This is a genomic window from Geojedonia litorea, from assembly GCF_042654525.1.
Taxonomy (GTDB): Bacteria; Bacteroidota; Bacteroidia; order Flavobacteriales; family Flavobacteriaceae; genus Geojedonia; species Geojedonia litorea.
In genome coordinates this window covers 478,458-504,997 of record NZ_JBHSGP010000014.1, presented here as the reverse complement: position 1 = coordinate 504,997, position 26,540 = coordinate 478,458, and the positions used below count along the sequence as shown (strand labels likewise).

Genomic DNA, 26,540 nt, shown 5'->3' with positions numbered 1-26,540 from the left:
GAAGAATAAAGAAATTATCAGCTATAAAATGAAATTAAACAAGTATTTTCTGTACGGTTTTAGAAAATCACTGTATATATCTTTTTTCTTTTTTGTCTTTTCTTTTTTCTCTTATTCACAAGTAACATCTTCAATAGATTCTACTAAAATCAAAATTGGTGCCCAGATTACTTATAAAATTCAGGTAGAATCAGATACTACAGATTTAGTTGTTTTTCCAGAAGGACAAACCTTTTCTCCATTGGAAATGATTGAATCTTATAAAGTTGATACTACCAAAAAGGCATCAAAATATAACCTTATTAAAAAATATGCCCTCACTCAATTTGATTGGGGGGTTTATACTATTCCAAGACAAAAAATCATTGTTGGTGACAAGACTTTTTTTACCGACTCTTTAAAGGTTGAGGTAAATAACATTGAAATTGATACCACAAAACAAGGGCTTTATGATATTAAACCTATCATTGAAGTAGAGAAAAGTTCAAGTGATTTCTGGATAAATTTACTTTATGTAGTTCTAATTCTTGCACTTGTAGCCGCACTTATTTATTGGTTTGTTTGGCGTAAAAAACCGCTTACCGAAGAAGAACAAATTGCGTTATTGCCACCTTATGACAGAGCCAAACTGGCTTTAAAAAAGCTAGATGAAAGCAACTATTTAAAAAACGCTGAAATAAAAGAATATTATTCTGAATTGACTTTTATCATCAGAAGATATCTAGATGAAAAGGTTTACGATAAAGCTTTAGAAAGTACGACGGATGAATTGATGCAACGTTTACGATTGCTTAAAGACGCCAATCAAGTTGATTTGAGTAACGATGATATAAAAAATTTAGAAACCATTTTTAAACGTGCCGATCTTGTAAAATTTGCCAAATCTTCACCCGATATTGCTTTAGCAGAAATCGACAGGAATACAATTGACATGGAAATTGACCATGTGAAAGAAGCCTTGCCTGAGCCAACTGAAGAAGAAAAACTCCTTGATCAAAAATATAAGGAAGAACAAGAGCGTAAAAAGAAACGCAGAAAAATTATTATTACTGGGGTTATAGTAGTAACACTTTTAATAGCAACCTTTGTTGGATTTAGTTTAAAGTATGGATTTACTTATGTAAAAGATACCATCATTGGTCATGAAAGTAAAGAATTGTTAGAAGGCGATTGGGTGCGTAGTGAGTATGGTGTACCGCCTATTTACATTTCGACACCTGAAGTTTTACAACGAGTTGAATCTGAAACTATAGATTCTATTCAAGCTGCAAAAACCACCTTCTTTACATATGGTTCTCTATTAAGTTCACTTAACATTGCCGTTAGTACATCAAAATTTAATATACCAGATTCAACTCAAATAGATCTTAATTTAGGTGTTGAAAATGCCCTACGCGTGCTTGAGAATAATGGGGTTAAAAATATTATCACAAAACAAGACCAGTTCATTACCCCAAATGCTGCTGAAGGGATTAAGGTGCATGGTACAGCAGATTTCCCAAGACCTTTAACTAATAATTTCGAAAAAGGGAATTATGTGTTCTTATTATTCACCAGCAAAAATATATTGCAACAGGTATTGTTGGTCTGGAGATCTGACGATGTGTATGCCGATCAAATTATGGAACGCATTTTGAATTCTGTAGAACTTAAAAAAGCAGAATAATGTTAGAAGGAATTGAGTTTTTAAATAAAGAATTTTTCTGGCTTTTACTACTATTGCCTTTAGCAATACTATGGTATGTATTAAAGCATAAAAAGCAAACAGCCGAACTTAAAATGTCGAGTGTTAAAGGGTTTAAAATTGCGCAATCGTGGTTGCCAAAACTGAAGCATGGGTTGTTTGTATTACGGTTATTAGCACTAGCATTATTAATTACTGCATTGGCAAGGCCAAGAACTTCAGATGAATCTACCAAAACTAAAACAACAAGAGGTATTGATATTGTAATGGCAATAGACGTGTCGGCTAGTATGTTAGCAAAGGATTTGTTGCCAAGTCGTCTAGAAGCGTTAAAGAAGGTTGCAGCCGAGTTTATTCAAGGACGACCAAACGATAGAATAGGAATTGTAGAATACGCAGGTGAGAGTTATACCAAAACACCCATTACTAGTGATAAAGCTATAGTGTTACGATCATTAGAAGATATAAAATACAATAATATTATTGATGGTGGAACGGCTATTGGAATGGGATTGGCAACTTCGGTTAATCGCATTAAAGATAGTAAGGCCAAAAGTAAAGTGATTATTTTATTGACAGATGGTGTTAATAATTCGGGGTTTATTGACCCTAAAATTGCAAGTGAATTGGCTTTGGAGTATGGAATAAAAGTTTACACCATAGGTATTGGAACAAATGGCATGGCTTTGTCACCAGTAAACATAAATCCAAATGGCTCCTTTCAATACGGAAGAGTGCAAGTTCAAATTGATGAAGACCTCTTAAAGGAAATTGCTGATCTCACAGGAGGAAAGTATTTTAGAGCAACAAACAACAAAAAACTTGTTGAGATTTATGATGAGATCAATAAACTTGAAAAAACAGAAATTGAAGAAATAAAATTCACTACTTATCAAGAGAAATATAGACCACTAGTGCTTTTGGCAGCGTTGTTTTTATTGCTTGAATTGCTGTTGCGATCTACAGTTTTTAGAAGTTTTGTGTAAAGGAAGATAGAAAAATAAGGCAAATAAATGTTTCAATTAGAAGAGAAAATATGGTTTTGGGTTTTAGCGGTGATTCCGTTTATCATCATTGTATTTTTAGTGCTGCAGTTATGGAAGTATAGAGTTCAAAAACGGTTTGCTAACAAAGAGGCCTTAAAACGTCTAAGTCCAAACCAATCAACTCTTAAGTCTGTTTTAAAGATCGTTGTGTTAAGTTTGGCGTTTGCTTGTCTGTCTATTGCATTAGTTAACCCAAAAATTGGAACTAAACTGGAAACCGTTAGAAGTCAAGGGGTCGATATCGTTTTTGCTGTTGACGTTTCCAAAAGTATGTTGGCAGAAGATGTAGCACCTAATCGATTAGAAAAATCAAAACAATTAGTCACACAAATCATCAATAATTTAATAAGCGATCGTGTAGGGATTATTGCTTATGCAGGCAAGGCATTTCCGCAGTTACCTATAACCACTGATTATTCATCAGCAAAAATGTTTTTGCAAAGCATGAATACAGATATGCTGTCTTCTCAAGGCACGGCTATTGATGAAGCCATAAAGTTAGGAATGACTTATTTTGATGATGAAGAACAAACCAACCGAATACTAATTATTATTTCAGATGGAGAAGATCATGGTGATTTAGCCTCAAGCTTGGCTGAAGACGCAGGTGATCAAGGCATTAGAATTTTCACAATTGGCGTTGGCGACCTTAAAGGAGGACCAATACCGATCAAACGAAACGGAATTGTGCTTAACTATAAAAAAGATAACGACGGCGAAACGGTAATTACAAGATTAAATGAAGAAACCTTGAAAAATATCGCCAATAAAGCTAATGGTGCTTATATCAATGGAAAAAACACAAGCAATGTTGTTGATGAGATTAAGGATATTTTAAGCCAAATGGACAAAAAAGAGTTTGAAGCTAAGCAGTTTGCCGATTTCAAAGACCAATTTCAATGGTTTTTGGCTTTTGGAATTTTCTTTTTGTTTATTGATATCTTCTTTTTAGAGCGTAAAACAGGATGGTTAAAACGATTAAATCTATTCAACGAAAATTTTTAGATATAGTTAAAACATGAAATTTATAAAATCTTTAACGGTATCAAAATCAGTAGTTTCATAAATTAGGAGGCTAATATGAAGAAAATAGTACTATATATAGCAGTTTTAATAAGTGCTTTGTCATTTGCTCAAGACAAAGAAAAGGCACAGCTATTGGCTGAAAAAAAGGCCAACGATTACGTATATGAAGCCAATGAACTGGTAAATGAGGATAATTTTATTTCAGCTGAAATGGAATATAGAAAAGCCATTTCAAAACAGCCCAATACTGTTGCAGGAACCTATAATTTAGGGAATAGTTATTATCATAAAGGTAATTTTGATGAAGCCCTTTGGCGTCATCAACAAGCAGCCAAAAATGCGACCGATAAATCTGAAAAGCATAAAGCATTCCATAACATTGGAAATATTTTAATGCAAAACAAACAATGTAAAGAAGCTGTTGAAGCCTATAAAAATGCATTGAGAAACAACCCTTCTGATGATGAAACACGCTATAATTTAGCACTGGCTAAAGTGTGTGCAGAGCAACAGCAGGATGAAAATAAAGACGATAAACAGGACGATAAGAAAGATCAAGATCAAGATAACAAAGATCAAAATAAAGACCAACAACAAGAAAATCAAGATCAAAAGGATCAAGGAGATCAAAAAGAGGATAAAGGAAAAGATAAGCAAAATGAAGAAGGTAAACCTAAAGAAGATCAAGGGAAAGGAGATCAAGAACAAAAACAACAACCTAGACCTCAACAACTATCTCCACAACAAATTAAAAATCTTCTAGAGGCAATGAATAATCAAGAACAAAAGGTTCAAGAAAAAATAAATGCCGAAAAACAAAAAGGAGTTAAAGTTAAAGCAGAAAAGGATTGGTAAATCTAAATCCATAATCGAAAGTTGAATCATGAAACTTTTTAAACACATAGCAATTGTTCTATTGTTTTTAGCGTCAAGTTTAGTCACTGCCCAAGTTAAGTTTGAGGCAAAAGTGAGTAAAAATAAGCTCGGAATCAATGAGCGTTTACGTGTTGATTTTGAAATGAATCAAGATGGGGATAATTTTGTTCCGCCAGATTTTGAAAACTTCACTGTGGTTGGCGGTCCAAACACTTCGGTCAGCCATTCCTGGTTAAATGGTGTACGTGCATATTCTAAAATTTACAGTTATTTTTTGGCTCCAAAACAACGCGGAAAAATCCAGATAAAACAAGCTACTATTGAGATTGAAGGAGAAATTTACAAAACACAAGTCGTTACTGTAGAAGTCACTCAAGCTGTTGAACAACCAAAAGACGGTAATAATGCAGAGTATATAGCTTCGCAAAATATCCATTTAGTGGCGGAGGTCTCAAAAGACAATCCCTATCTCAACGAGGCCATTACAGTGGTTTATAAGTTATATGTTTCACCAGACACAGGAGTTGATAACTGGCGTGAAATCGACAACCCGAGATATAACGATTTTTGGAGTCAAAATATAAATATTAAAGGGATTAAAGTTGAAAACGGAAAGTTTAATGGAGAAGACTACAGGTATGTCGTTTTGCGAAAAACAGTACTGTATCCACAAAAATCTGGTAAACTTGAAATAGAACCTTTAAGTTTAGATGTCGTTGTAAATGTGCCCACCAATAAGCGAGATTTTTTCGGACAACGTATCATGTCTCAAGTCCACAGAACCATTTCTGCGGGTAGTAGAACCATAAATGTAAAACCTTTGCCAGAAGCCGGAAAGCCATTGGATTTTAGTGGAGCAGTTGGAGATTTTAGATTTAACGTCATTACTTCAAAAACAGAATTGAATGCTTCAGAGTCACTTCAAGCTAGAGTGGAAGTCACTGGAAATGGAAATCTAAAGTTATTTCAGCTTCCTAGATTAAATCTTCCAAGTTCATTAGAGGTTTATGAACCTGAGCATGCCGAAAATGTCACAACAAATTTAAATGGAATGCAAGGATCCATATCCGATAGTTATACTATTGTACCACAATTTAAAGGTAAATACCCTATCCCAAGTATTTCATTTTCATATTTTGATTTAAAAACCGAAAGTTATAAGCGTATCTCATCGGGTGAAATCGTAATTGATGTTTTAGAGGGACCAACTAATTCTTCTACTGCCGACAATAATTTTGCAGTGAATAATGGTTCTAAAAAAGAAGTGGTATTAAGTAATGATCAGTTCGCTTTTGTAAAAACCGATGCAAATTTAACATCAATTGAACCAACTTACTTCTTTAAATCGACCTGGTTTTGGAATTCACTTCTTCTACCTCTTTTAGCTATTCCCTTGGTTATTGTATTGCGTCGTAAAAAAGATGAACGTGACGCTGATGTGTATGGGAATAAAATTAGAAAAGCAGATAAGTTGGCAAAGCGATATTTAAGTGAAGCTAAAAAAGCATTAGGAAACAAAGAAGCTTTTTACATTGCTTTGGAAAAAGCTTTACATAACTATCTTAAAGCAAAGCTTAGAATTGAAACGAGTGAATTCACTAAAGATAAAATTGAAAGTTTATTGTTGAAGCGTAAAGTACAGCAAGAAGTTGTTGATGAATTTATTGGCCTATTAAAAAACTGTGAATTAGCTAGGTATACCCCAATTACCAATGTTGAAATGCAGCAGGATTATGAAAAAGCAGCTAGAACTATTTCATTAATTGATAAACAAATTAATTAAAATGAAACAGCTCATATACATATTTAGTTTTTTGTTCTGTACAGTTGTAACAGCACAAAATGAAACTTTATTCCAACAAGGTAATGCACTTTATAATGACGGAGATTATTCTGAAGCGATTACTAAGTACCGAGCCATTTTAGATAGCGGGTCACACTCTGCCGAGTTGTACTTTAATCTCGGTAATGCCTACTATAAATTAAATACAATTGCTCCTAGTATTTATTATTATGAAAAAGCCCTTCAACTAGCACCTAATGATAAAGACATTCTAAACAATATTGCCTTTGCAAGGAATATGACTATAGATGCCATAAGCCCAGTTCCCGAGGTTGGGTTTACAAAACTTATAAAAAATGTTACCAACTTATTGAGTTTTGATGCTTGGGCTAAAGTTGCAGTGGGTTCGGTTATACTATTTGTGCTGTTGTTTTTAAGTTATTACTTTTCATATTCAACTGGTAAAAAGCGACTAGCATTTATTAGCAGTTTTGTTGTAATTATAATGGCATGCCTAGCTCTTTCGCTAGCGTATCATAAATACAACCTAGAACAAAGCGATCAACCAGCTATTGTTTTTGCAAAGGAAACTCAAATAAAAAACGAACCAAATTTACGTAGTGCAGAGGCATTTAAACTTCACGAAGGAACAAAAGTTCAAGTTTTAGATACTGTAGATAATTGGAAAAAAATTAAAATAGCTGATGGGAAAACTGGATGGGTTTTGAGCGAGGATATTAAATTGTTAAAGAATATTTAAAAATAATTTAACAATTTAATGCCTTCAGTGTATTATATTTGCATTTCTAATTAAAAGGATGAATAAAAAATCAATTGCAATTTTTTTTACAGTATTATTTTTGGCAATTATTACAACGCCAACAATAATTTCTGCAATTGATAAATCCGTAGACATTTCAGTATTTTATTCAATGTCTGAAGAGGAGGAGAATCATAAGGTTGCAAATAAATTATTTGAAGCCTTATTCACAAAACCAAATCCTGTACATTATTATCTTACGTCAGCGGCAGTGGAAAACAGTTTGGGATATTATTATAAAACCTATCCTAAACCTCATCTTAATCTCATTTCACCACCTCCCGAAGTCCAATTATTATAATAATCTTATTTTGGGTCTTACTTTAGACTCCATGTCAAAAGCGCAAGCTTAACATATAATATCTTTAAATTTACAGAAATACAATTTAAAGTTAGTGCTATTGTTATTATTGCTATAACAGATATCACTTAGCAGCATTAAATTTATACATTAACCATTAACCTAGAAAAAAAGGAAAAATGAAAGCACATACTAGAGAAACACAGGCTACAATGACGCCACAAAAGTCATTACAATATTTAAAAGAAGGAAACGTAAGATTTCAAAATAATTTAAAAGCAAATAGAAATTTATTAGAACAAGTTAATGATACCAGTGACGGACAATTCCCGTTTGCTACAATATTAAGTTGTATCGATTCGCGCGTTTCGGCAGAGTTGGTATTTGACCAAGGCTTGGGAGATATTTTCAGTGTACGAATTGCAGGTAATTTTGTAAACGAGGATATTTTAGGAAGTATGGAATTTGCATGTAAGTTAGCAGGAACCAAATTAATAGTTGTGTTAGGACACACAGCTTGTGGAGCCGTTAAAGGCGCTTGTGATGATGCAAAGTTAGGGAACTTAACTAGCCTTATTTCTAAAATTAAACCAGCTGTTAATGCAGTAGAAGAACCTAAAGAAGAAAGTTTAAGAAATTCAAAAAATTCAGAATTTGTTGATAATGTTGCACGTAAAAATGTGCAGTTGACTATTGACAGAATTCATGCAGAAAGTCCAATTCTTACAGAAATGGAAAAAAATGGTGAAATAAAGATTGTTGGAGCAATGTATGATATTAATACAGGAGCAGTCAATTTTTTTGAATAAAAATGAATGTTTTGAGTAAAAAAAGAACACTAATAAACCTAAATTTAGCGGTATTTATTGCAATGTTATCCTTTCCAGTTGTAGCCAGTGGGCAAGACAGCAATTTTGGGAATTGGATGATGTATTTTGGTAATAAACAAATCAATTCCAAATGGAATTTGCATCATGAAGTGCAATATAGAAACTATAATGCCATTGGTGATTTAGAGCAATTACTGCTTCGTGCTGGATTAGGCTACAATATTACAGAAAGTACTAATGTATTAGTTGGCTATGGCTACGTTTTATCAGAAAATTATATAGGTGATACTAACGAAAAGTTTCAAGTTAACGAACACCGTATATATCAACAAGTCATAAGCAAGCAAAAATTTAATGGGATATCTGTACAACATCGTTACCGATTCGAGCAACGTTTTGTTGAAGATGACTTTAAATTAAGGTTTCGCTATTTTTTAGGAGCCAATGTGCCCTTAAGCAAAAAGGAAACCAACCGATGTTATTTATCGGCTTATAATGAAATTTTTATAAACACAGAGTCTAAGGTATTTGACAGAAATCGATTGTACGGAGGTTTTGGATATAAAATTAGTGATTCAGTAAGAGTAGAATTAGGTTATATGAACCAGTTTTTTGAGACTGGAAGTCGAGATCAGTTAAATTTGATCACATTCGTAAATTTTTAAAATTTAAACCAACAAAAACATAACATATGAAAAATTTATTTTCAAATATTAAAGGGGATGCCTTTGGTGGAATTACCGCAGGGATTGTCGCGCTACCTTTAGCACTAGCTTTTGGTGTGTCTTCAGGTTTAGGTCCAAGTGCAGGATTATATGGAGCCATATTTTTAAGTTTCTTTGCAGCTTTGTTTGGAGGAACAAACACACAAATTTCTGGACCAACTGCACCAATGACTGCTGTAAGTATGGTAATTATAGCAGGAATAATTGCAGCCAATGATGGAGATGTCAATAAGGCATTACCCGCTATATTAACCGTATTCTTATTAGCTGGTTTATTCCAGGTAGGATTAGGAGTTATTGGACTAGGAAAGTACATCAAATATATTCCATACCCCGTGGTCTCGGGGTTTATGACGGCCATTGGAGTTATTATTTTGGTTACACAAGTATTGCCATCTATAGGTTATTATCCAAAAGATGATGCTGAATTTGTAGAACAATTTAAACCACAAGCCCAAGAACTGATTTTGGAAACTATTTTAAGAGAAGAAGCTGGTGAAGGCATTTTAGTTTTAGATAATTTTAAAGAAACCATTAATAGAGCTGAACAAATTACAGATGAGGATATTTTAAAAGAATCTAGAACCTTGGCTAAAAATGAAGCATCGGGAGTTTTAGGAGCTATAAAAGTATTCCCCAGGGCCATTCAACAAATTAACTGGTTAGAATTAATTTTAGCATTAAGTACAATTTTTATCATTTATGGGTTTAAACGTATTACTACTAAAATCCCAAGTACTTTAGTGGCCTTAATTGTTGTTTCAGGGGTTGCAATTGCTTTTGGGCTAAATTATAGGCCAATTGAAGAAATTCCAGCTGGAATCCCTACGCCTAATATGGAAATTTTTACATCGTTTAGTATAAGCGGTATTACACCATATATTTTTACAGCCATCACCTTGGCGCTTTTAGGTGCAATCGACTCGTTGTTAACAAGTGTGGTTGCAGACAATATGACTAAAACAAAGCATAAGCCAAACAAAGAACTTATAGGTCAGGGTATTGGAAACAGTATTGGTGCCATATTTGGTGGTTTACCTGGTGCTGGAGCAACCATTAGAACGGTGGTAAATATTAAGTCAGGTGGAAAAACCAGATTATCAGGAATGATTGCTGGATTAATGTTATTGTTTATTTTGCTGGCCATTGGACCTTTAGCTTCTCGAATTCCTGCTGCTGTTTTAGCTGGAATTTTAATTACAGTAGGTATAGGTGTCATGGACTATAAGGGCTTGAAAGCAATTCCAAGCTTACCAAAAGACATGAAATTAGGGCCTATTAAATTAAGTTCTGAAGTAGTAGTTATGCTCGTTGTTTTGGCTTTATCCACGTTTTGGAATTTAGTATATGCCGTAGGTATTGGGCTTGTCATTGCATCTTTAATGTTCATGAAGAAGATTGGAGATTTAACTGCGCAACGCTCAGATGTTAAACCTCTTAAAAAAGAGAAGTATTGGGAGGATGAACTCGATTTTCCGGAACACTTAAAAGAAGATGTATTTATTAAGCATATTAAAGGGCCATTATTTTTTGGGTCAACTAGTGATTTTCAGCAACTAGCTGCGCAAATTCCGCCAAAAGCGACTGCTGTTGTAATTAGGATGGGTCGAATGCAATACATGGATCAGTCAGGGCTTTATGCTATGGAAGATGTTCTAGTAGATTTAAGAAAACAAAATATAAATGTGTTATTGGTAGGTGTGTTGAGCCAACCAAAGTATATGATGGAACGTATTGATATTATCCCAGATTTAATTCCTAAAGAGCATATCTTTAGCAATTTTAAAGATTGTTTGACTTGGATAAAAAATAATGTTAAACATCAAGAATAGTGATAATCTAAATTAAAAAAGCCGCTCATATTTAAATGAGCGGCTTTTTTGTTTTAATTATAATGGTAATCAACTACTAGATTTAAGCTGTGGCATTCAATGGTGCCCAATGTGAACATAACATTCCGGGGGCTGCCTTTTTGGGGTTTGCACAGGTTGTCGTTTCATATCGTGCACAAGTGCTACAATTAGCATCATCCTTAAGTGCTGCCTTCATTTCAAAGTTATCACAGGTGTAACTTGAATTAACCTTTACACCATGTTTTTTACAGATTTGAGTTGCTAATAGATTCTTACAGTTAGAGCAACTATTCCCTAGTCGTATAGCCATGATCAACGTTTTAATGATTACAGTTAAAGATACGAAGCAATATGATTAGAATCAATTTAAATAACTGACAAACAACTATTTGCGTTTTTATGTTAAAATGAGTTGGCTATTCAGTTGTGTCTTCAGGGAGTAATTGTTCTTCCAACACCTCTTTTTTTTCTAGAATGATTGGAAAAATTGCAGGGACCAAATCTTTAATTGGTTCATAAAGCATTGATTCTTCAATAGAATCTTCATCGGTAAAAGGAAGCGCTTTGTTCATGCTGTCAAAAATAATAAGTACAACACTTAAAATCACTGCGATTTTTAAAGTGCCAAAAACGGCTCCTAATACTTTGTTAATTAAACCCAAAGCGGCAAAATCTGCTAGTTTTGTTAAGGCTTTTCCTGCCAAAGCAATAACCATAACGATCACAATAAAGGTAATTGCAAAAGCTGTAATATTTACCGTTTTCTCATTCCAGTCAACCTTCGACATTAAAAAATCTGCAGCAAAATTACTAAAGTGTATAGCTCCATAGACACCAGCTACCAAAGCCAAAAGTGATGCTACTTCAACAAAAAGACCTTTGACAAATCCTCTAATCAATCCAAAAAGGAGCAAGGCTAATAAAATGATGTCTAAAATGGTCATATCAATAAGATTTAAACAAATATAAAATAATAGTAACACTTTGGTTTATTAACTTTGCGACTTTAAATTTATTATGTCAAGAGACGAACAATTAAAACAACGTTGGGAGCTAGTAGTTGAGAAACTATCAGCGCAATTTTCAGATGGTGAACGGCTGGACTTAGATGCAATTATCTATTTAATAGGCGTGCAGGAGTTGGGGCAATTACACAAAAAATTCAAGAAGGATCACAAACTTGATTTGATGCATATTGCCATTTGTAAAGTGTTATCACCTTATGGGTATTATGAATTTGATTATGTTGATGAAGATGGTTGGCCACATTATAAAGTTTTGGAGCAATTACCTCATTTAAAAGCAGGAGAGCAAAGTGTATTAATGAAGGAAGCCATTGTAAACTATTTTCTTGAAACCCAATTTATAGAATAGAATTATTAAATTTGCAGTCATTTTGGATTTGACACCATGATAGAAAAGATAAAAGAACTTATTACCGAGGCCGAGGGGTTTACAGCACAGTCTAAAGAAGAGATTGAGGCGTTTCGTATAAAGTATTTAGGGAAAAAAGGATTGCTTAATGAGTATTTTAAGGAGTTTAAAAATGTAGCCAATGACCAGAAAAAGGAATTTGGACAAGTGATTAATGCTCTTAAAAAAACTGCCGAAGATAAAGTAACTACACTAAAGGAGGAGTTAGAAGGTAAAGAAGAGATTAAAGGAATTTATGGAGATCTATCTCGACCAGGTGAACCTATTGAAATTGGAGCACGTCATCCAATCTCGATAGTAAAAAATAGGATTACCGATATCTTTTCAAGAATTGGATTTAATGTAAGTGAAGGCCCTGAGATTGAAGATGACTGGCATAATTTTACAGCATTAAACCTACCTGAATATCACCCAGCTCGTGATATGCAGGACACCTTTTTTATTCAAACTAATCCGGATATTTTATTGCGAACCCATACAAGCTCTGTACAAGTGCGTTATATGGAAAATAACAAGCCACCTATCAGGACTATTTCCCCAGGGCGTGTGTATCGCAACGAAGCTATATCGGCACGTTCACACTGCTTTTTTCATCAAGTAGAAGGACTTTATATTGATAAGGGTGTAAGTTTTGCAGACCTAAAACAAACATTACAATACTATACTACCGAAATGTTCGGGAAATCTAAAATACGTTTGCGTCCTTCTTACTTTCCTTTTACAGAGCCTAGTGCCGAAGTAGATGTGTATTGGGGCCTAGAAACCGAAACCGATTATAAAATGACCAAGGGAACAGGTTGGTTAGAAATTATGGGTTGCGGTATGGTAGATCCTAATGTTCTGGAAAATTGCGGAATCGACTCTAAAGAATACTCTGGGTTTGCCTTTGGTATGGGTATAGATCGCCAAGCCCTATTATTACATCAAATTAGTGATATCAGGTTGTTAAGTGAAAATGATATACGCTTCTTGGAACAGTTTAAGAGTGTGCTTTAATAGTTAATTACTCCTTCAAAGTCTCTTCAAACAACTTAAATATACGGCGGTACTCATCAGACCAGCTTGAGGCCTCAATAAATCCGTGATCTTCTAAAGGGAATACCGATAACTCCCAGTTTTCTTTTTTAAGTTCAATTAAACGCTGTGATAAACGCACAACATCTTGAAAATGTACATTGCGATCAATCATTCCATGTAACATCAATAAATGTCCTTTTAAGCCTTCTGCAAAATAAATTGGAGAACTGCGTTGATAAGCTATTGGGTCTTCAACAGGAGTATTTAGGATATTGGCAGTATAGCCGTGGTTATAATGCGCCCAGTCGGTAACTGATCGTAAGGCCGCTCCACTTTTAAAAGTGTCGGGTGAGGTGAATAATGCCATCAAAGTAATAAAACCACCATACGACCCACCGTAAATACCCATTCGGTTTTTGTCAATGCCCAATTCATCCACTAAATATTTGGCGCCATCAAGTTGATCATTTAAATCTTTTCCACCCATATGACGGTAAATGGCGGTGCGCCAGTCACGACCGTAACCTTCACTTGCTCTAAAATCGATGGCTAGTACTGTGTAGCCATTATCGGCCAGAAAATTATGGAACATATACTCGCGGTAATAAGATGGCCACCAATAATGTACATTTTGGGTATAACCTGCGCCATGAACAAAAATAACCGCTGCCCCATTTTTCATGTCTTCTTTAGGCTTATATAGGGTTGCAGGAACTTTTACACCATCTCGTGCAGTAAAATACACAATTTCAGAGTCCATCCAATTGTAAGATTCAAAATCATTAGTAGTTGAGTTAGTAAGTTGAACCATTTCAGCACCAGCTTTATTTGGCATTACATATAATTCCCATGGCTTGTTGGTATATGAATAGCGAATGGCTAACTGTTTTTCATCTGGTGAAATCTTGACTTCATGTCCTCCTTTTTTCGAAGTGATTTGCTTCATTTCCCCACCAGAAACCGGTAAGTGATAAAATTGTTGTTCGTGTGGACTTACCTTGTTGCTAGTTATGAAAAATGTTTTTCGATCTTTAGATAAGGTTACATCAAGAATTTCAAAATTGCCTTGCGTCAATGCTTTAATTTTTCCAGAAGATACATTGGCGGTATATAAATGGGCATATCCCGTTTTTTCAGATTTAAACCAAATCGTTTCATTATCTATCCAACCAATAACACCATTTGAGAACCAACCAACACCTGGTCCTCCAATCCAAGCATCATCATGCTGGTGATCTAGCTGTTTTAGGTTGCCATTGGAAAGGTCTACTAACATGATCCAACGGTCTTTGTAATCTCCAGAAGTTATGTTAACTACAGCTTTTCCATCCCCTGATAACACGGGATTACTTATGGTAACGCTTCTTGGGTTCTCATAGGTGTCCTTATATTCTGAAGGATTTTCGGCGTATTCCTTAAGGTACTTTGGTTTGTTGTAAATACCTTCTATAGAATCGGTTTTGATTTGGTAATTCTTGCCAGTATTCAAATTTAAAATCCAAGATTCAAATGTGTATTGAGGGCCTCCAACTTTCGCACGTGTATTCAAATCTGTCGTGTAGCCACTTTGGGTGACAAAATCTGGTACAATCGTGTTTTTATCATTAGGTGCGGTATATAAACGATAGACTACATAATTTAAATCGGGAGTTATTGAAGCGCTTCCCATACGTTTATCACCTGTATAAGTAGTTTCAAGACGATCATATTGTGATTGCTCTCGTCTGTAAGCTTGAGCGTCATCTTCATTTTTGCGTTTTCTTAAAATATCAAAATACTTTAATTGGTCATCTTCCAACCATTGGTCCTGTTCACTTAATTTAGGTTCTTTTTTCTCACGACCAGCTTTAAAGTTTGTTAATTGAGTAGTACTACCTGTAGCAATATCCCATTTAAAAAAGTTATCGTCCAACTCATAAACAATCGATTTTTGATCACCGGAAAATTGTGGATTAGATTCCCTGCTCGTTGTATTTGTGATACGCTGTGTTGAATAATCACTAGTGTTCATCAAAAAGAGATCACCGCCTTTACTGTAAACTTTCCACTTAAAATCTTTTGAATAATCACCATCACTTGGTCTATTTTTTAGTTCTTCAAATGATAATTTGTTAATCTGTTTAGATTTGATGTCAACACCATAAGTTGAACGAATGGTATCTTGATTAGGATTCCAACTAAAATAAATGGTTTTACTATCATCAGACCAATCAACATTGGTTGGTAAATAGCCTACAAAATCTTCCCCTTTCATAATTTCATCAATGGTTAGGGATGATTGATTTTGAGAATAAACGTTGCTAAATAGCGAAGATAAAAGAAATAGGAGTAAGCTAAATTGTTTCATTTTGACTTGGTGATGCTTATTATAATGAATTATTTTTGCAACTAATTTAAAGCATTTAAGCGTAAGCAAGAAGTAAGATGAAAAAAGATATTCAAATTCCTAAAGTTAGTGATGTATATGTGGCAATAGTATACGAATTTAATGCTACCTATAATTCAAATGATTGGAACGCCTATATTATTAACAATAAAGATGTTGATTTGGAAACGGTGCTAATTGTCTCTAAAGGATATAGTGAATCTAAAGAAACACCACTTATGCGCCACACGATTAAAATGCTACCAGCAAGGAGTTATGCAAAAATTGAATACCTTCAAGATGAAGTTCTAAAACTTAATAATGAATTTAAAATCACTTTTTTTGAAGGAAACCAAATGTTTGACAAAACCTATGTGTTTAGGAAGAATACTATTAACAGTAGAGCTTTGGAAAATTTGCCTTTAATGAAAGAGAAAGGTGTGTTGAAAAAGTAAGTTAATCCAATTTTTCTGTCAATTTTTGAAATACCTTTTTCGGGTTTTTCCCTTCATAAAGAATGTCGTAAACCGCATTAATAATATGAAGTTTTGTCTTTTTCTTGTTTTGCTGATTCAATATATGTGCACTTTTTGTAGCATAGTAACCTTCGGCCACCATACTCATTTCCATTTGTGCCGATTTTACGGTATATCCTTTCCCAATCATATTGCCAAACATTCGGTTTCTTGAGAATACCGAATATCCTGTAACCAACAAGTCTCCTAAATAGGCCGAATTGTTAATGTTACGCTTCATTTTATGCATTTTTTTAATAAAACGTTTCATTTCTCTAATGGCATTGCTCATCAACACACTCTGAAAATTGTCACCGTAGCCTAAACCATGTGCAATTCCGGCCGCAATGGCATAAATATTTTTGAGCATCACCGCATATTCTGTACCAATAATATCGTCACTGATTTTAGTTTTGATATAGTCACTAGACAAATTTTTTGCTATGGCTTTTGCTTTTTCAGCATCTGCACATGATATAGTTAAATATGATAAACGCTCAAGGGCGACTTCTTCGGCATGGCATGGCCCAGCAATAACCGCTATGTTTTCAAAAGGTACTTTATAAATATCATGAAAATGTTCGCCTAATAATTTGCCAGATTCAGGTAAGATTCCCTTTACTGCCGAAACAATTATTTTATTTGAAATATCAACAGAAATTTTTTCTAATTCGCCATGAATAAAAGCTGAAGGAATAGCAAAAATCAAAACATCAGCATATGCAACAGTTTCGTTAATGTCGTTGCTTAATTTTAATTGCTCGAGGTGAAACTCTACAGAACTTAAATAATTTGGATTATGCTGTTCTTTTAAAAGATGTTCTTTAGTATAAATGCTACGCATGTACCAACCTACTTCATCTAAATTTTCACATAACATTTTTACTATTGCCGTTGCCCAACTTCCGGCTCCAAAAACAGCATATTTTAAGGGTTTATCCATAATTTTTATTCAATTCAACACTTCAAAAGTACATAAAATCTAACTCTTTTAACGATGTTTAGAAATGATGGGTTTAAATTTTTGGCACGTGTTTTGAAAAGCTATAAACATGAACCCTTAAAAACGATGGATTATGAAGATTATAAAATTACTTTCAGGATTTGCTTTAGTAGCAACACTTTTAACCTCATGTTATTCAGAAGTTATTATTGATGACCCAATAGACCCAGCACCTTCAATTTCTTTGAATCAACTTTTAAATTCGCATGAATTATGGTATGTTGATCTCAATCAAACGGCTGGTTACGGTGAAACGCCATTTTTACAAATTGCCTTTACACTTTCATTTAGAAGTGGGACACTTTATGCTAACAATAATCTGGTTGGATTTGGTAGTCAAGGTAATGGTTTTGGGATTCCAGTTGGCAATTATAATACTAGCAATATGATTTTGGATATTTATCATGATATTGATGGTTATCAAAGTTTTGATGTATATCAAATCAACAACAATACTATTGAGTTATACAACCCGTTTAATGATACCTCCTATTTCCTAAAAGGATATCAACGTAGTAATTTTGATTATGACTTTGTTTTTTATGATAACATTCATTATTTTTTGCAAGAATATGAAGCTTGGGAAAAAACCTACACAAGTCAAATGGGAGCTATAAATGAATTTGATAATGAAAATTATCTGCAGTTTTTAGCAGGAGGAAATGATTCTGAATTCAGAAGTTCGCAGGATGAAAACGTCTATGATCCTAACAACATTTACTGGGATTATACAGGCGTTTATGGTGTTGGAGATGTCACAAATAATATGTATCTTAAAACATTAACTTTAGATTATGATTATTTTGACAATGAATTCTTTGAATTGAACGTTATTAATGATGAAACTATAGAGTTATTCCACCCAAATTCAGGTACAACGTACGAGTTTAAAGGTAGAGGATATATACAATTTATGAGAACTTCTGGTGGAGCTTCCAAGACTTCTAAATCAAGTGGAGAGCTTAAAAAGCGTAAACAGAAAACAGAAAAGACAGATAACCCTAGAGATAACAATAGAAACTAGATTTGGTTGGTTAACTAGTTTCTAAAACGCCCGGCTAATTTAGCTGGGCGTTTCTTATTTTTATAAAGGAATTATTTTTTCTTAAGAACCTTAGTTAGAGCTTCTAGATCATAAGGTTTTGAAATAATTATTTTGTTTTTGTCTAATAGGATATAAGTTGGAGTCGCATTTACATTATAAGCTTTTACAATGGTATTATTCCATTTTTCTAATCCCAGAACATGAATAAAATTAGGATAGTTTTTAATTTCCTTTTGCCAATTTTCAGGTTCATCTTCCAATCCAATTGCAATTACTTGGGTGTTTTTTGGGACTAAAGAATTAACTTTTGGGAGTTCCTCTAAACAATGACTGCAAGTACTGCTCCAAAATATAAGTAAGTATTGTTGTGCGGTATCAAGGTTATACAGGGTTGTTGATCCCTCATTTTTGTATTCTGAGATTTCAAAATCCTGTGCTTTATTCCCAACCGAATTAGATTTATAAGAGTCCAAAACTTCAACAAGTTGATCATATTTCAATTGTTTGGCCAGATCCAAGAGGTAATTGTTTGTGATATAATTGGCCATTGCTTCGTTTTCCAATTCTGTAAAACGTTGCCAAACCATTTGCAGCATGGTTACCTTAACACTACCATGTGATTTTTCCATGAATCTAACAAGGTTGTCTACGTCTTTTTTATAGCCTTCATTGTTCGCAGATATTGTCATACCAAACACATAGGCCATAACCCTATCAGCCAAAAAATCAGAGCTTTGCAGTAATGAATTACTAAAATCTACTTGGTCAAAATAAGTGTTTTTTAAATGTTTTGAATAGGTAGAAATATCTTCAAAGGATTCAGGCGTATATGGTTTATTGGCTCTGATAAATGTAGAAGCCATTGTGCCAATAGACGCTTTTTCATATGCCTCCTGGGTTTCTCTTAACGTTTTAAAAATATCTTTAAAAGCATTTTCGTCTGAACTTTCTTTTGCATAAAAATTACCAATTGCCGTGTTGACCAAAGCCATACTTTTGGTATATGATGACCACAATTTGTTTTCATTTGATTCTGTAAACTCTAACCCTTTTTCAGTGTCGAAAGTCAATCCAATATTTTCCTTGCCATTATAAATAAAGTCGAAGTTATAATCTTCGGGCGGTAATGCATAAACCAATTTATATATGCCCGGAATTACCGTAGCATCTAGAGTTATGGAGAAGCTTCCGTCAGATTTTACCTCACTTTTATTCATATAATTGGTGCCATTTGGCGTAGCTTGATAAAGTAATACATAAGTATAATCACTTGCTGGAGAAAATACCCCAGAAATTTGATGTTGACCAAACACAACCGCTGGTAAGAGCAGTATTAAAAACAATATTTTTTTCATAAATGAGAGCTTATAAATCTATTCTACAATTGGATTTAAAACGGCTAAGGCCTGTTTTACAGATTTAATATGCTCAAAGGTAAGTAATAATCGCAAGCCGTTGCGTGTTTGCTTTTCTTTCATTTTACAGGCTTGTGGATTTCTTTGAACATACTGTAAAACATTGGTAAATCCTTGGCTTTGATAAAATGGACTTTGCTGGTCTGTGATAAAATAACCAACTAATTTGCCATGCTTCATAACGACCTTTTCAAATCCAACTTTAGATGCAATCCATTTAATGCGAACACTATTTAATAAGTCAACTACTTGCTTCGGGAGTTCACCAAATCGATCTTTAATTTCAGCTTCAAATTTTTGAAGTTCTTCTTCGGTTTTAATAGTGTTAAGTTGTGTGTAAAGGTTTAATCGCTCGGTTATATTATTGACATAGTCATCAGGAAACAATAATTCAAAATCACTGTCAATAGTGATGTCTTTGACATATGCTTTGTCTTTTTTGTCATCATGATAAAGGTCTTTAAACTCGTTTTCTTTCAGCTCCTCAATAGCTTCATTCAGAATTTTTTGGTAGGTGTCAAAGCCAATTTCGTTAATAAATCCGCTTTGTTCACCGCCTAATAAGTCACCCGCCCCACGAATTTCAAGATCTTTCATGGCAATATTAAAGCCACTGCCCAACTCGGTGAATTGCTCCAAAGCCGTTATTCGTTTACGAGCATCGTTAGTCATAGCAGAATATTCAGGGGTAATGAAATAACAAAACGCTTTTTTATTGCTTCGCCCAACGCGACCACGCATTTGGTGTAAGTCACTTAACCCAAAGTTATTCGCATTATTAATAAAAATGGTATTAGCGTTTGGAACATCTAATCCACTTTCAACGATTGTTGTGCTTACTAAAACATCAAATTCACCGTTCATGAATGCTAACATTAATTGTTCTAGTTTTTTGCCATCAAGCTGCCCATGACCAATTCCAATTTTTGCGTCTGGAACTAAACGCTGAATAAGCCCAGCAACCTCTTTTATGTTTTCTATTCGATTATGAATGAAGAAGATTTGCCCTCCACGTTGAATCTCATAAGTTATAGCATCACGTATAGTCTCTTCACTAAATCGAATCACATGACTTTCAATAGGGTAGCGATTTGGGGGTGGTGTTGTAATTACAGAAAGATCACGAGCTGCCATTAGACTAAACTGAAGCGTTCTTGGAATCGGCGTAGCAGTGAGCGTTAATACATCTACATTTTCTTTTAGAGTTTTAAGCTTTTCTTTAACCGCCACACCAAATTTTTGCTCTTCGTCTACAATGAGAAGCCCTAAATCTTTGAATTTTACATTTTTATTGACAAGCTGATGGGTACCAATAATTATGTCTACTTTGCCTGACTCCAGACCCTCCAAAGTCTCCCGTTTTTCTTTAGCGGTTCTAAATCTATTGACATAATCAACAGTCACAGGAAAATCTTTTAACCGCTCTGTAAATGTTCTATAATGCTGATACGCTAGTATGGTAGTAGGGACCAGAACAGCAACCTGCTTACTGTTATCAACAGCCTTAAATGCTGCTCTTATGGCTACTTCGGTTTTACCAAAACCTACATCACCACAAACCAAACGGTCCATTGGGCGATCACTTTCCATATCAGTTTTAATGTCTGAGGTTGCAGTACTTTGGTCTGGTGTATCTTCATAAATAAAAGACGCCTCCAGTTCGTGTTGCATATAACTATCTGGATGGTATTGATGTCCTTTTTCCAGTCTGCGTTTGGCATAAACCTGAATAAGATTAAAGGCAATTTCCTTGACTTTGGATTTGGTTTTTTGCTTTAAATTTTTCCAAGCAGCACTGCCTAATTTGTAGATTTTGGGAGGTTTACCATCTTTTCCGTTAAACTTGGTGATTTTATGAAGGGAATGAATGCTTAAATAAAGCACATCGCGTTCGCCATAGATAAGCTTAATGGCTTCTTGTTTCTTACCTTCAACCTCAATTTTTTGAAGACCACCAAATTTACCGATACCATGATCGATATGCGTAACATAATCGCCAATTTCTAAATTGGTGAGTTCTTTGAGTGTGATAGCCTGTTTTTTGGCATAACCATTTTTAATGTGAAACTTGTGGTAGCGCTCAAATAATTGATGATCGGTATAACAGGTGATTTTAAGATCATGGTCAATAAAGCCTTGGTATAAAGAGAGTACTACGGTTTTATAATGTATATCCTGTTCTAAATTTCGACTTCGTTCGGCACTTGCATCTTCAAAAATATCATGAAAACGTTTAGCTTGTTGTTCACTTACGCAGGCAATATAATTAGTATATCCTTTATCAAAATTGGTGTCTAAATCATCCATTAACAAATTGAACTGTTTGTTGAATGATGGTTGTGGAACAGTATTAAAGTTTATAACTTGTTCTTCAGATGTGCTTTTGGTGAAATAGGAGTGAGAACCACATTCTACTACTGTAAAATCTAACAACTGTCGTTTCAAAAGTTCAGAATTACAAAACAGCTCTTCAGGAGTAGCATGACTCAATTCGGAAGATAAGGCAGTAAAAGTTTCTTTTGCTTTCTCAAAAAAATCATCAATTCGGTTAAATAAAAGCTCTGTATTTTTGGTAAACACAACAGTTTTAGAGGCCATGTACTCTAGAAAGCTTTGTCTTTTTTCTTGAAGAAATTTATTGGCAACATTAGGGATGATTTGAACTTTTTTGATTTTTTCTGTCGAAAGTTGAGTTTCAACATCAAAGGTTCTAATACTATCTATTTCATCTCCAAAAAATTCAATACGATAGGGTTCGTCATGAGAAAATGAAAATACATCTACAATACCACCACGAACTGAAAACTCACCAGGTTCCGTTACAAAATCAACTCTTTTAAATTTGTACTCGAACAATACTTCATTAACAAAATCAATTGACAGTTGATCACCTAATGCAACTTTTAGGGTGTTTTTTTCCAATTCTTTTCGAGTGACGACTTTTTCAAAAAGCGCATCTGGATAAGTAACAATGACAGCTGGCTTTTTCCGGGAATTGATTCTGTTTAAAACCTCGGCACGTAACAGTACATTGGCATTGTCAGTTTCTTCTATTTGATATGGACGTCTGTAGCTTCCGGGATAAAATAACACATCGTTTGGGTTGAGTAAAACCTCAAGGTCATTTAGATAAAAAGCGGCTTCTTCTTTATCATTAAAAATCAGCAAAAATGGTTTTTCAGCCTTTTTGAAAGTCTCTATCAAAACCAACGACAAAGATGAACCTACAAGTCCTTTTAAATGAAGTTTTGGGTGATGTGTAGAGGTGCCTGAATTTTCAAATTGAGCAATAGATTTGTACAGATTTTGCGTTTGCAAAGCCTGCGCATACCTTTGCGAGAGATGTAATTTACTCAAGTCAACATATTTTGTGCAAATATAAAATTTTGTTGAGGAGTTTATTGATAAAAACTATTATTAAAATTATATTTGTTGCGTAATAAAAAAGAAAATATATGTCATTTTTAGATTTATTTGATAGTGGCTTTAAGAAAAGAAATGAGGATCACTTTGCTGCTATTGTAAGAGTGGCAATGGATGATGGAATTATTTCTGATGAAGAGAAAAAATTTATTGATAGGTTAGCTAGAAATTTAGAAATAAGTGATGCCGAGTACAAGCAAATTTTAAAAGATTATCAAACGCACCCTATAAACCCGCCAACTTCATATGATAGACGTTTAGAGCGACTTTATGATTTGGCCCGAATGGTTTATGTAGACCATATAAAAGGGGATCATGAAGAGATTATTTTAAGAAAAATTGCAGTTGGGCTTGGATTCTCACATGAGAATGTGAAATATATTGTTGATAAGGCATTGACTTTGGTGGCGAACGGAGTAGACATCGAAACCTTTATGGAAGAAATAAAAAATATGAACAGGTAATTTCTGTTTAACCAAAAAGAAAGAAGTGAACCTAAAAAGTTCGCTTTTTTTATTTCAATGAATTACGCATGAATTCTTCAACCTTTTCAACCATATTTTTACTGCCACAGAAAAATGGAGCACGTTCGTGTAATGCGGTTGGCTGGATATCCAAAATTCTACCGAAGCCATCACTCGCCTTTCCATGTGCTTGTTCAGCAATAAAAGCCATTGGGTTGCATTCGTAAAGTAATCGTAATTTTCCGTTCGAATCTTTCGAACTTTTAGGATACATAAAAATACCTCCTTTAATCATGTTTCTGTGTATATCAGAAACCATAGACCCAATATAACGGCTAGTATAAGGTCTATCGCCCTCTTCCATTTGACAGTATTTGATATAATCTTTTACACCTTGAGGGAAGTGCGTGTAGTTACCTTCATTTACCGAATATATTTTACCATCTTCAGGAAATCTCATATTTGGATGTGATAAATAAAAGGTGCCAATAGCAGGATTTAATGTAAAACCATTAACACCTGCACCTGTAGTATATACCAACATGGTAGAAGTTCCGTAGATCACATAACCTGCAGCCACTTGTTGATGGCCCGGTTGTAAAAAATCTTCGAGTGTAACTGGAGTGCCTACAGGTGTAACACGTCTGTAAATCGAAAAAATAGTACCAACAGAGACATTCACATCGATATTTGAAGATCCATCTAAAGGGTCGATTAAAACCACATATTTATTTTGATGATTTTCGTCTTGACTGTTTATGGCTATAAAGTCATCTTCTTCTTCACTAGCAATCCCGCAGACAATATTTCGATTGATTAGGGTTTGAATAAATTTTTTATTGGCATAAACATCTAGTTTTTGCTGATTTTCTCCTTGAACATTAACCTCACCCGCTGCTCCAATTATATCTACCAAACCAGCTTTGTTGACATCATGATTAACTACTTTAGCAGCTAAACGAATCGAATTGATTAACCTAGAAAGCTCTCCAGAGGTGTATTTAAATGAAGATTGATTTTCTATAATGAATTCGCCTAAAGTCTGATTAGTTTGAGACATGATATGTTTAAAATTGGTTTATGCAAATATCTTATTTTTTTGACCAACTACAACGTTTTCGTGGAAGATTAATTAATCTAAATATTCTAGTTTAGGTTATATTTGCACCAAAATTTTCAACGATGACATTTTCAATACGTAAAGCTCTTAAAACCGATATGCCTCAAGTACTTAATCTCATTAAGGAATTGGCTGTTTTTGAGAAGGAACCTGATGCCGTTGAAGTCACCGAAGCTGAATTGATTGAACAAGGATTTAGAGATCATCCCGCATTTCAATGTTTTGTAGCAGATGTCAATAATAAGATAGAAGGAATTGCCTTGGTTTACAAGCGTTTTTCGACATGGAAAGGCGAAGTATTGCATTTAGAAGATTTGATTGTGAGTCAAAACATGAGAGGGAAAGGTCTTGGTGAAGCGCTTTTAAATCAAGTTGTAATCTATGGTAATCAGTTAGGTGTAAAACGTATAAGCTGGGAAGTATTGGACTGGAATGAGCCCGCCATTAAGTTTTATCAAAACAAAGGGGCAAATGTTATGCGTGATTGGAATGTTGTACAATTAGACGAACAAGGCATAAAAAATTATTTATCAAAATTATAATATGAGAGTATTTAAATTTGGAGGCGCATCGGTTAAAGATGCCGATGGGGTGAAAAATATGGCAAAAGTATTGCAAACTGTTGGTTATGACAATACACTTATTGTAGTTTCTGCAATGGGAAAAACCACAAATGCCATGGAAGGGGTCATTCATAATTACTTCAATAAAAAGGAAGAATTGCAAAGTTCACTTCAAGAGGTAAAAAAGTATCACAACGCTATATTATTGGATCTATTCGAAAATGAGCAACATGCTGTTTTTAAAAAAGTGGCTAGCTTATTTGATGAGTTAAAAGGGTTTTACGATCGCAATAAATCTCCAGATTATAATTTTGTTTACGACCAAACTATTGGCTATGGTGAGTTGGTTTCGACCGTCATTATTAGCGAGTATTTAAATCATATCGGACTAAAAAACAATTGGATTGATGTTCGTGAAATGATCAAAACTGATAATTATTATAGAAGAGCAAATATAAACTGGGAAGAAACCCAAACCCAAATCACCACAAAATTTGATAAAAAAAGTTTGAATGTAACACAAGGATTCTTGGGAAGTGATGCCAATAATTTCACAACAACTTTAGGAAGAGAGGGTAGTGATTATACAGCAGCTATTTTCGCCTATTGTATTAATGCCGAAAGTGTAACAATTTGGAAAGATGTCCCCGGAGTTTTAAATGCTGACCCACGTTATTTTGAAAATGCTCAATTGCTGAATAAGATTTCTTATAGAGAAGCTATAGAGTTGGCATTTTATGGCGCTTCGGTTATTCACCCAAAAACCTTGCAGCCTTTGCAAGGCAAGGAAATCCCTCTTTATGTTAAATCGTTTTTAAATCCTGAAAACCCAGGAACCATGGTGGGGAAAGGGATTGGTTTAGAACCCGATGTGCCTTGTTTTATCGTTAAAAAAAATCAAGTGATGATTTCATTGTCGTCTCTGGATTTTTCATACATCGTAGAAGAGAACATTAGTGAAATATTCAACCTTTTGCACCAATATAAAATGAAGGTAGATGTCATTCAAAACTCGGCTATCAGTTTTTCAGTGTGTGTAGATAACATTTATAATAATCTCGATAAACTCCTTCAACACTTAAAGGCAAAATTCAAAGTAGATTATCAAGAAGATGTGTCGCTTTATACGATTCGGCATTTTAATGAAGAGTCTATCAAAAAACTAGAAGAAGATAAAACCATTTTATTGAAGCAAGTAACGCAAGGGACAGTACAAATAGTAACTAAATAAA

Annotated in this window: 24 protein-coding genes; 17 read left to right on the top strand and 7 right to left on the bottom strand. The window is 34.2% G+C overall.

Annotation, left to right across the window (positions count from 1 at the left end; genetic code table 11):
* The first annotated feature begins 28 nt into the window (after window positions 1-28).
* The 10 genes from ACFO5O_RS10200 (at window position 29) to ACFO5O_RS10155 (ending at window position 10,923) form a co-directional block, all read left to right on the top strand.
* Window positions 29-1,666 (top strand): hypothetical protein, encoded by a 1,638-nt coding sequence (locus tag ACFO5O_RS10200; RefSeq protein WP_387965111.1) that lies wholly within the window; start codon window positions 29-31, stop codon window positions 1,664-1,666.
* Complete coding sequence (locus tag ACFO5O_RS10195) at window positions 1,666-2,670, top strand: vWA domain-containing protein (RefSeq protein WP_387963425.1); 1,005 nt, start codon at window positions 1,666-1,668, stop codon at window positions 2,668-2,670. The genes ACFO5O_RS10200 and ACFO5O_RS10195 overlap by 1 nt, the downstream gene beginning before the upstream one ends.
* 27 nt (window positions 2,671-2,697) lie before the next feature.
* The gene (locus ACFO5O_RS10190) at window positions 2,698-3,735 is read left to right on the top strand and encodes a vWA domain-containing protein (protein WP_387963423.1); all 1,038 of its coding nucleotides are present in this window, start codon (window positions 2,698-2,700) and stop codon (window positions 3,733-3,735) included.
* 75 nt (window positions 3,736-3,810) lie between these two features.
* Window positions 3,811-4,611, top strand: a complete 801-nt coding sequence (locus ACFO5O_RS10185; RefSeq protein ID WP_387963421.1) for a tetratricopeptide repeat protein — start codon at window positions 3,811-3,813, stop codon at window positions 4,609-4,611.
* 28 nt (window positions 4,612-4,639) lie between these two features.
* Entirely contained in the window at window positions 4,640-6,415 is a 1,776-nt protein-coding gene (locus tag ACFO5O_RS10180) for a BatD family protein (RefSeq protein ID WP_387963419.1), read from the top strand.
* A 1-nt stretch (window position 6,416) separates the two neighbouring features.
* A complete protein-coding gene (locus ACFO5O_RS10175; protein ID WP_387963418.1) occupies window positions 6,417-7,175 on the top strand; it encodes a tetratricopeptide repeat protein in 759 nt (252 codons plus the stop codon).
* A gap of 58 nt (window positions 7,176-7,233) precedes the next feature.
* Window positions 7,234-7,536 (top strand): hypothetical protein, encoded by a 303-nt coding sequence (locus tag ACFO5O_RS10170; protein ID WP_387963416.1) that lies wholly within the window; start codon window positions 7,234-7,236, stop codon window positions 7,534-7,536.
* Window positions 7,537-7,715: 179 nt separating this feature from the next.
* Entirely contained in the window at window positions 7,716-8,345 is a 630-nt protein-coding gene (locus ACFO5O_RS10165) for a carbonic anhydrase family protein (protein WP_387963414.1), read from the top strand.
* A gap of 2 nt (window positions 8,346-8,347) precedes the next feature.
* Window positions 8,348-9,031 carry a DUF2490 domain-containing protein gene (locus ACFO5O_RS10160; RefSeq protein ID WP_387963411.1) on the top strand — a complete coding sequence of 228 codons (684 nt, stop codon included), beginning with the start codon at window positions 8,348-8,350 and terminating at the stop codon, window positions 9,029-9,031.
* 26 nt (window positions 9,032-9,057) lie between these two features.
* Window positions 9,058-10,923, top strand: coding sequence for a SulP family inorganic anion transporter (locus ACFO5O_RS10155; protein ID WP_387963409.1), 1,866 nt, complete (start codon window positions 9,058-9,060; stop codon window positions 10,921-10,923).
* Window positions 10,924-11,005: 82 nt separating this feature from the next.
* Here ACFO5O_RS10155 and ACFO5O_RS10150 read toward each other — a convergent pair whose 3' ends face one another.
* Both ACFO5O_RS10150 and ACFO5O_RS10145 read right to left on the bottom strand, forming a co-directional pair.
* Window positions 11,006-11,254: a hypothetical protein gene (locus ACFO5O_RS10150; RefSeq protein ID WP_387963407.1), complete on the bottom strand. Its 249-nt coding sequence runs from the start codon at window positions 11,252-11,254 to the stop codon at window positions 11,006-11,008.
* Between the two features lie 106 nt (window positions 11,255-11,360).
* Window positions 11,361-11,888: a CvpA family protein gene (locus ACFO5O_RS10145; protein WP_387963405.1), complete on the bottom strand. Its 528-nt coding sequence runs from the start codon at window positions 11,886-11,888 to the stop codon at window positions 11,361-11,363.
* Window positions 11,889-11,961: 73 nt separating this feature from the next.
* Between ACFO5O_RS10145 and ACFO5O_RS10140 the strand changes: the two genes are divergently transcribed.
* Entirely contained in the window at window positions 11,962-12,318 is a 357-nt protein-coding gene (locus ACFO5O_RS10140) for a hypothetical protein (RefSeq protein WP_387963403.1), read from the top strand.
* A gap of 36 nt (window positions 12,319-12,354) precedes the next feature.
* Complete coding sequence (pheS, locus tag ACFO5O_RS10135) at window positions 12,355-13,374, top strand: phenylalanine--tRNA ligase subunit alpha (protein ID WP_387963401.1); 1,020 nt, start codon at window positions 12,355-12,357, stop codon at window positions 13,372-13,374.
* Window positions 13,375-13,381: 7 nt separating this feature from the next.
* Here the strand turns inward: pheS and ACFO5O_RS10130 are convergent, their stop codons facing one another.
* Window positions 13,382-15,742 carry a S9 family peptidase gene (locus ACFO5O_RS10130; RefSeq protein ID WP_387963399.1) on the bottom strand — a complete coding sequence of 787 codons (2,361 nt, stop codon included), beginning with the start codon at window positions 15,740-15,742 and terminating at the stop codon, window positions 13,382-13,384.
* A gap of 77 nt (window positions 15,743-15,819) precedes the next feature.
* Between ACFO5O_RS10130 and ACFO5O_RS10125 the strand changes: the two genes are divergently transcribed.
* On the top strand, window positions 15,820-16,215 hold the full coding sequence (locus tag ACFO5O_RS10125) for a hypothetical protein (RefSeq protein WP_387963397.1): 396 nt from the start codon (window positions 15,820-15,822) through the stop codon (window positions 16,213-16,215).
* Between the two features lies 1 nt (window position 16,216).
* On the opposite strand, the gene ACFO5O_RS10120 is transcribed toward ACFO5O_RS10125, so the two are convergent.
* A complete protein-coding gene (locus ACFO5O_RS10120; RefSeq protein WP_387963395.1) occupies window positions 16,217-17,218 on the bottom strand; it encodes an NAD(P)H-dependent glycerol-3-phosphate dehydrogenase in 1,002 nt (333 codons plus the stop codon).
* Window positions 17,219-17,351: 133 nt separating this feature from the next.
* Here ACFO5O_RS10120 and ACFO5O_RS10115 point away from each other — a divergent pair, with 133 nt between their 5' ends.
* Window positions 17,352-18,302, top strand: coding sequence for a nicotinic acid mononucleotide adenyltransferase (locus tag ACFO5O_RS10115; RefSeq protein WP_387963393.1), 951 nt, complete (start codon window positions 17,352-17,354; stop codon window positions 18,300-18,302).
* Window positions 18,303-18,373: 71 nt separating this feature from the next.
* On the opposite strand, the gene ACFO5O_RS10110 is transcribed toward ACFO5O_RS10115, so the two are convergent.
* Complete coding sequence (locus tag ACFO5O_RS10110; protein ID WP_387963391.1) at window positions 18,374-19,678, bottom strand: TlpA family protein disulfide reductase; 1,305 nt, start codon at window positions 19,676-19,678, stop codon at window positions 18,374-18,376.
* An 18-nt stretch (window positions 19,679-19,696) separates the two neighbouring features.
* Window positions 19,697-23,095 carry a transcription-repair coupling factor gene (gene mfd, locus ACFO5O_RS10105; protein ID WP_387963389.1) on the bottom strand — a complete coding sequence of 1,133 codons (3,399 nt, stop codon included), beginning with the start codon at window positions 23,093-23,095 and terminating at the stop codon, window positions 19,697-19,699.
* Between the two features lie 98 nt (window positions 23,096-23,193).
* Between mfd and ACFO5O_RS10100 the strand changes: the two genes are divergently transcribed.
* On the top strand, window positions 23,194-23,625 hold the full coding sequence (locus ACFO5O_RS10100) for a TerB family tellurite resistance protein (RefSeq protein WP_387963387.1): 432 nt from the start codon (window positions 23,194-23,196) through the stop codon (window positions 23,623-23,625).
* A gap of 49 nt (window positions 23,626-23,674) precedes the next feature.
* Here the strand turns inward: ACFO5O_RS10100 and fbp are convergent, their stop codons facing one another.
* Window positions 23,675-24,685 (bottom strand): class 1 fructose-bisphosphatase, encoded by a 1,011-nt coding sequence (fbp, locus tag ACFO5O_RS10095; RefSeq protein ID WP_387963385.1) that lies wholly within the window; start codon window positions 24,683-24,685, stop codon window positions 23,675-23,677.
* A gap of 122 nt (window positions 24,686-24,807) precedes the next feature.
* Between fbp and ACFO5O_RS10090 the strand changes: the two genes are divergently transcribed.
* Both ACFO5O_RS10090 and ACFO5O_RS10085 read left to right on the top strand, forming a co-directional pair.
* On the top strand, window positions 24,808-25,287 hold the full coding sequence (locus ACFO5O_RS10090) for a GNAT family N-acetyltransferase (RefSeq protein ID WP_387963383.1): 480 nt from the start codon (window positions 24,808-24,810) through the stop codon (window positions 25,285-25,287).
* A gap of 1 nt (window position 25,288) precedes the next feature.
* Window positions 25,289-26,539, top strand: coding sequence for an aspartate kinase (locus ACFO5O_RS10085; RefSeq protein ID WP_387963382.1), 1,251 nt, complete (start codon window positions 25,289-25,291; stop codon window positions 26,537-26,539).
* Window position 26,540 lies beyond the last annotated feature (1 nt).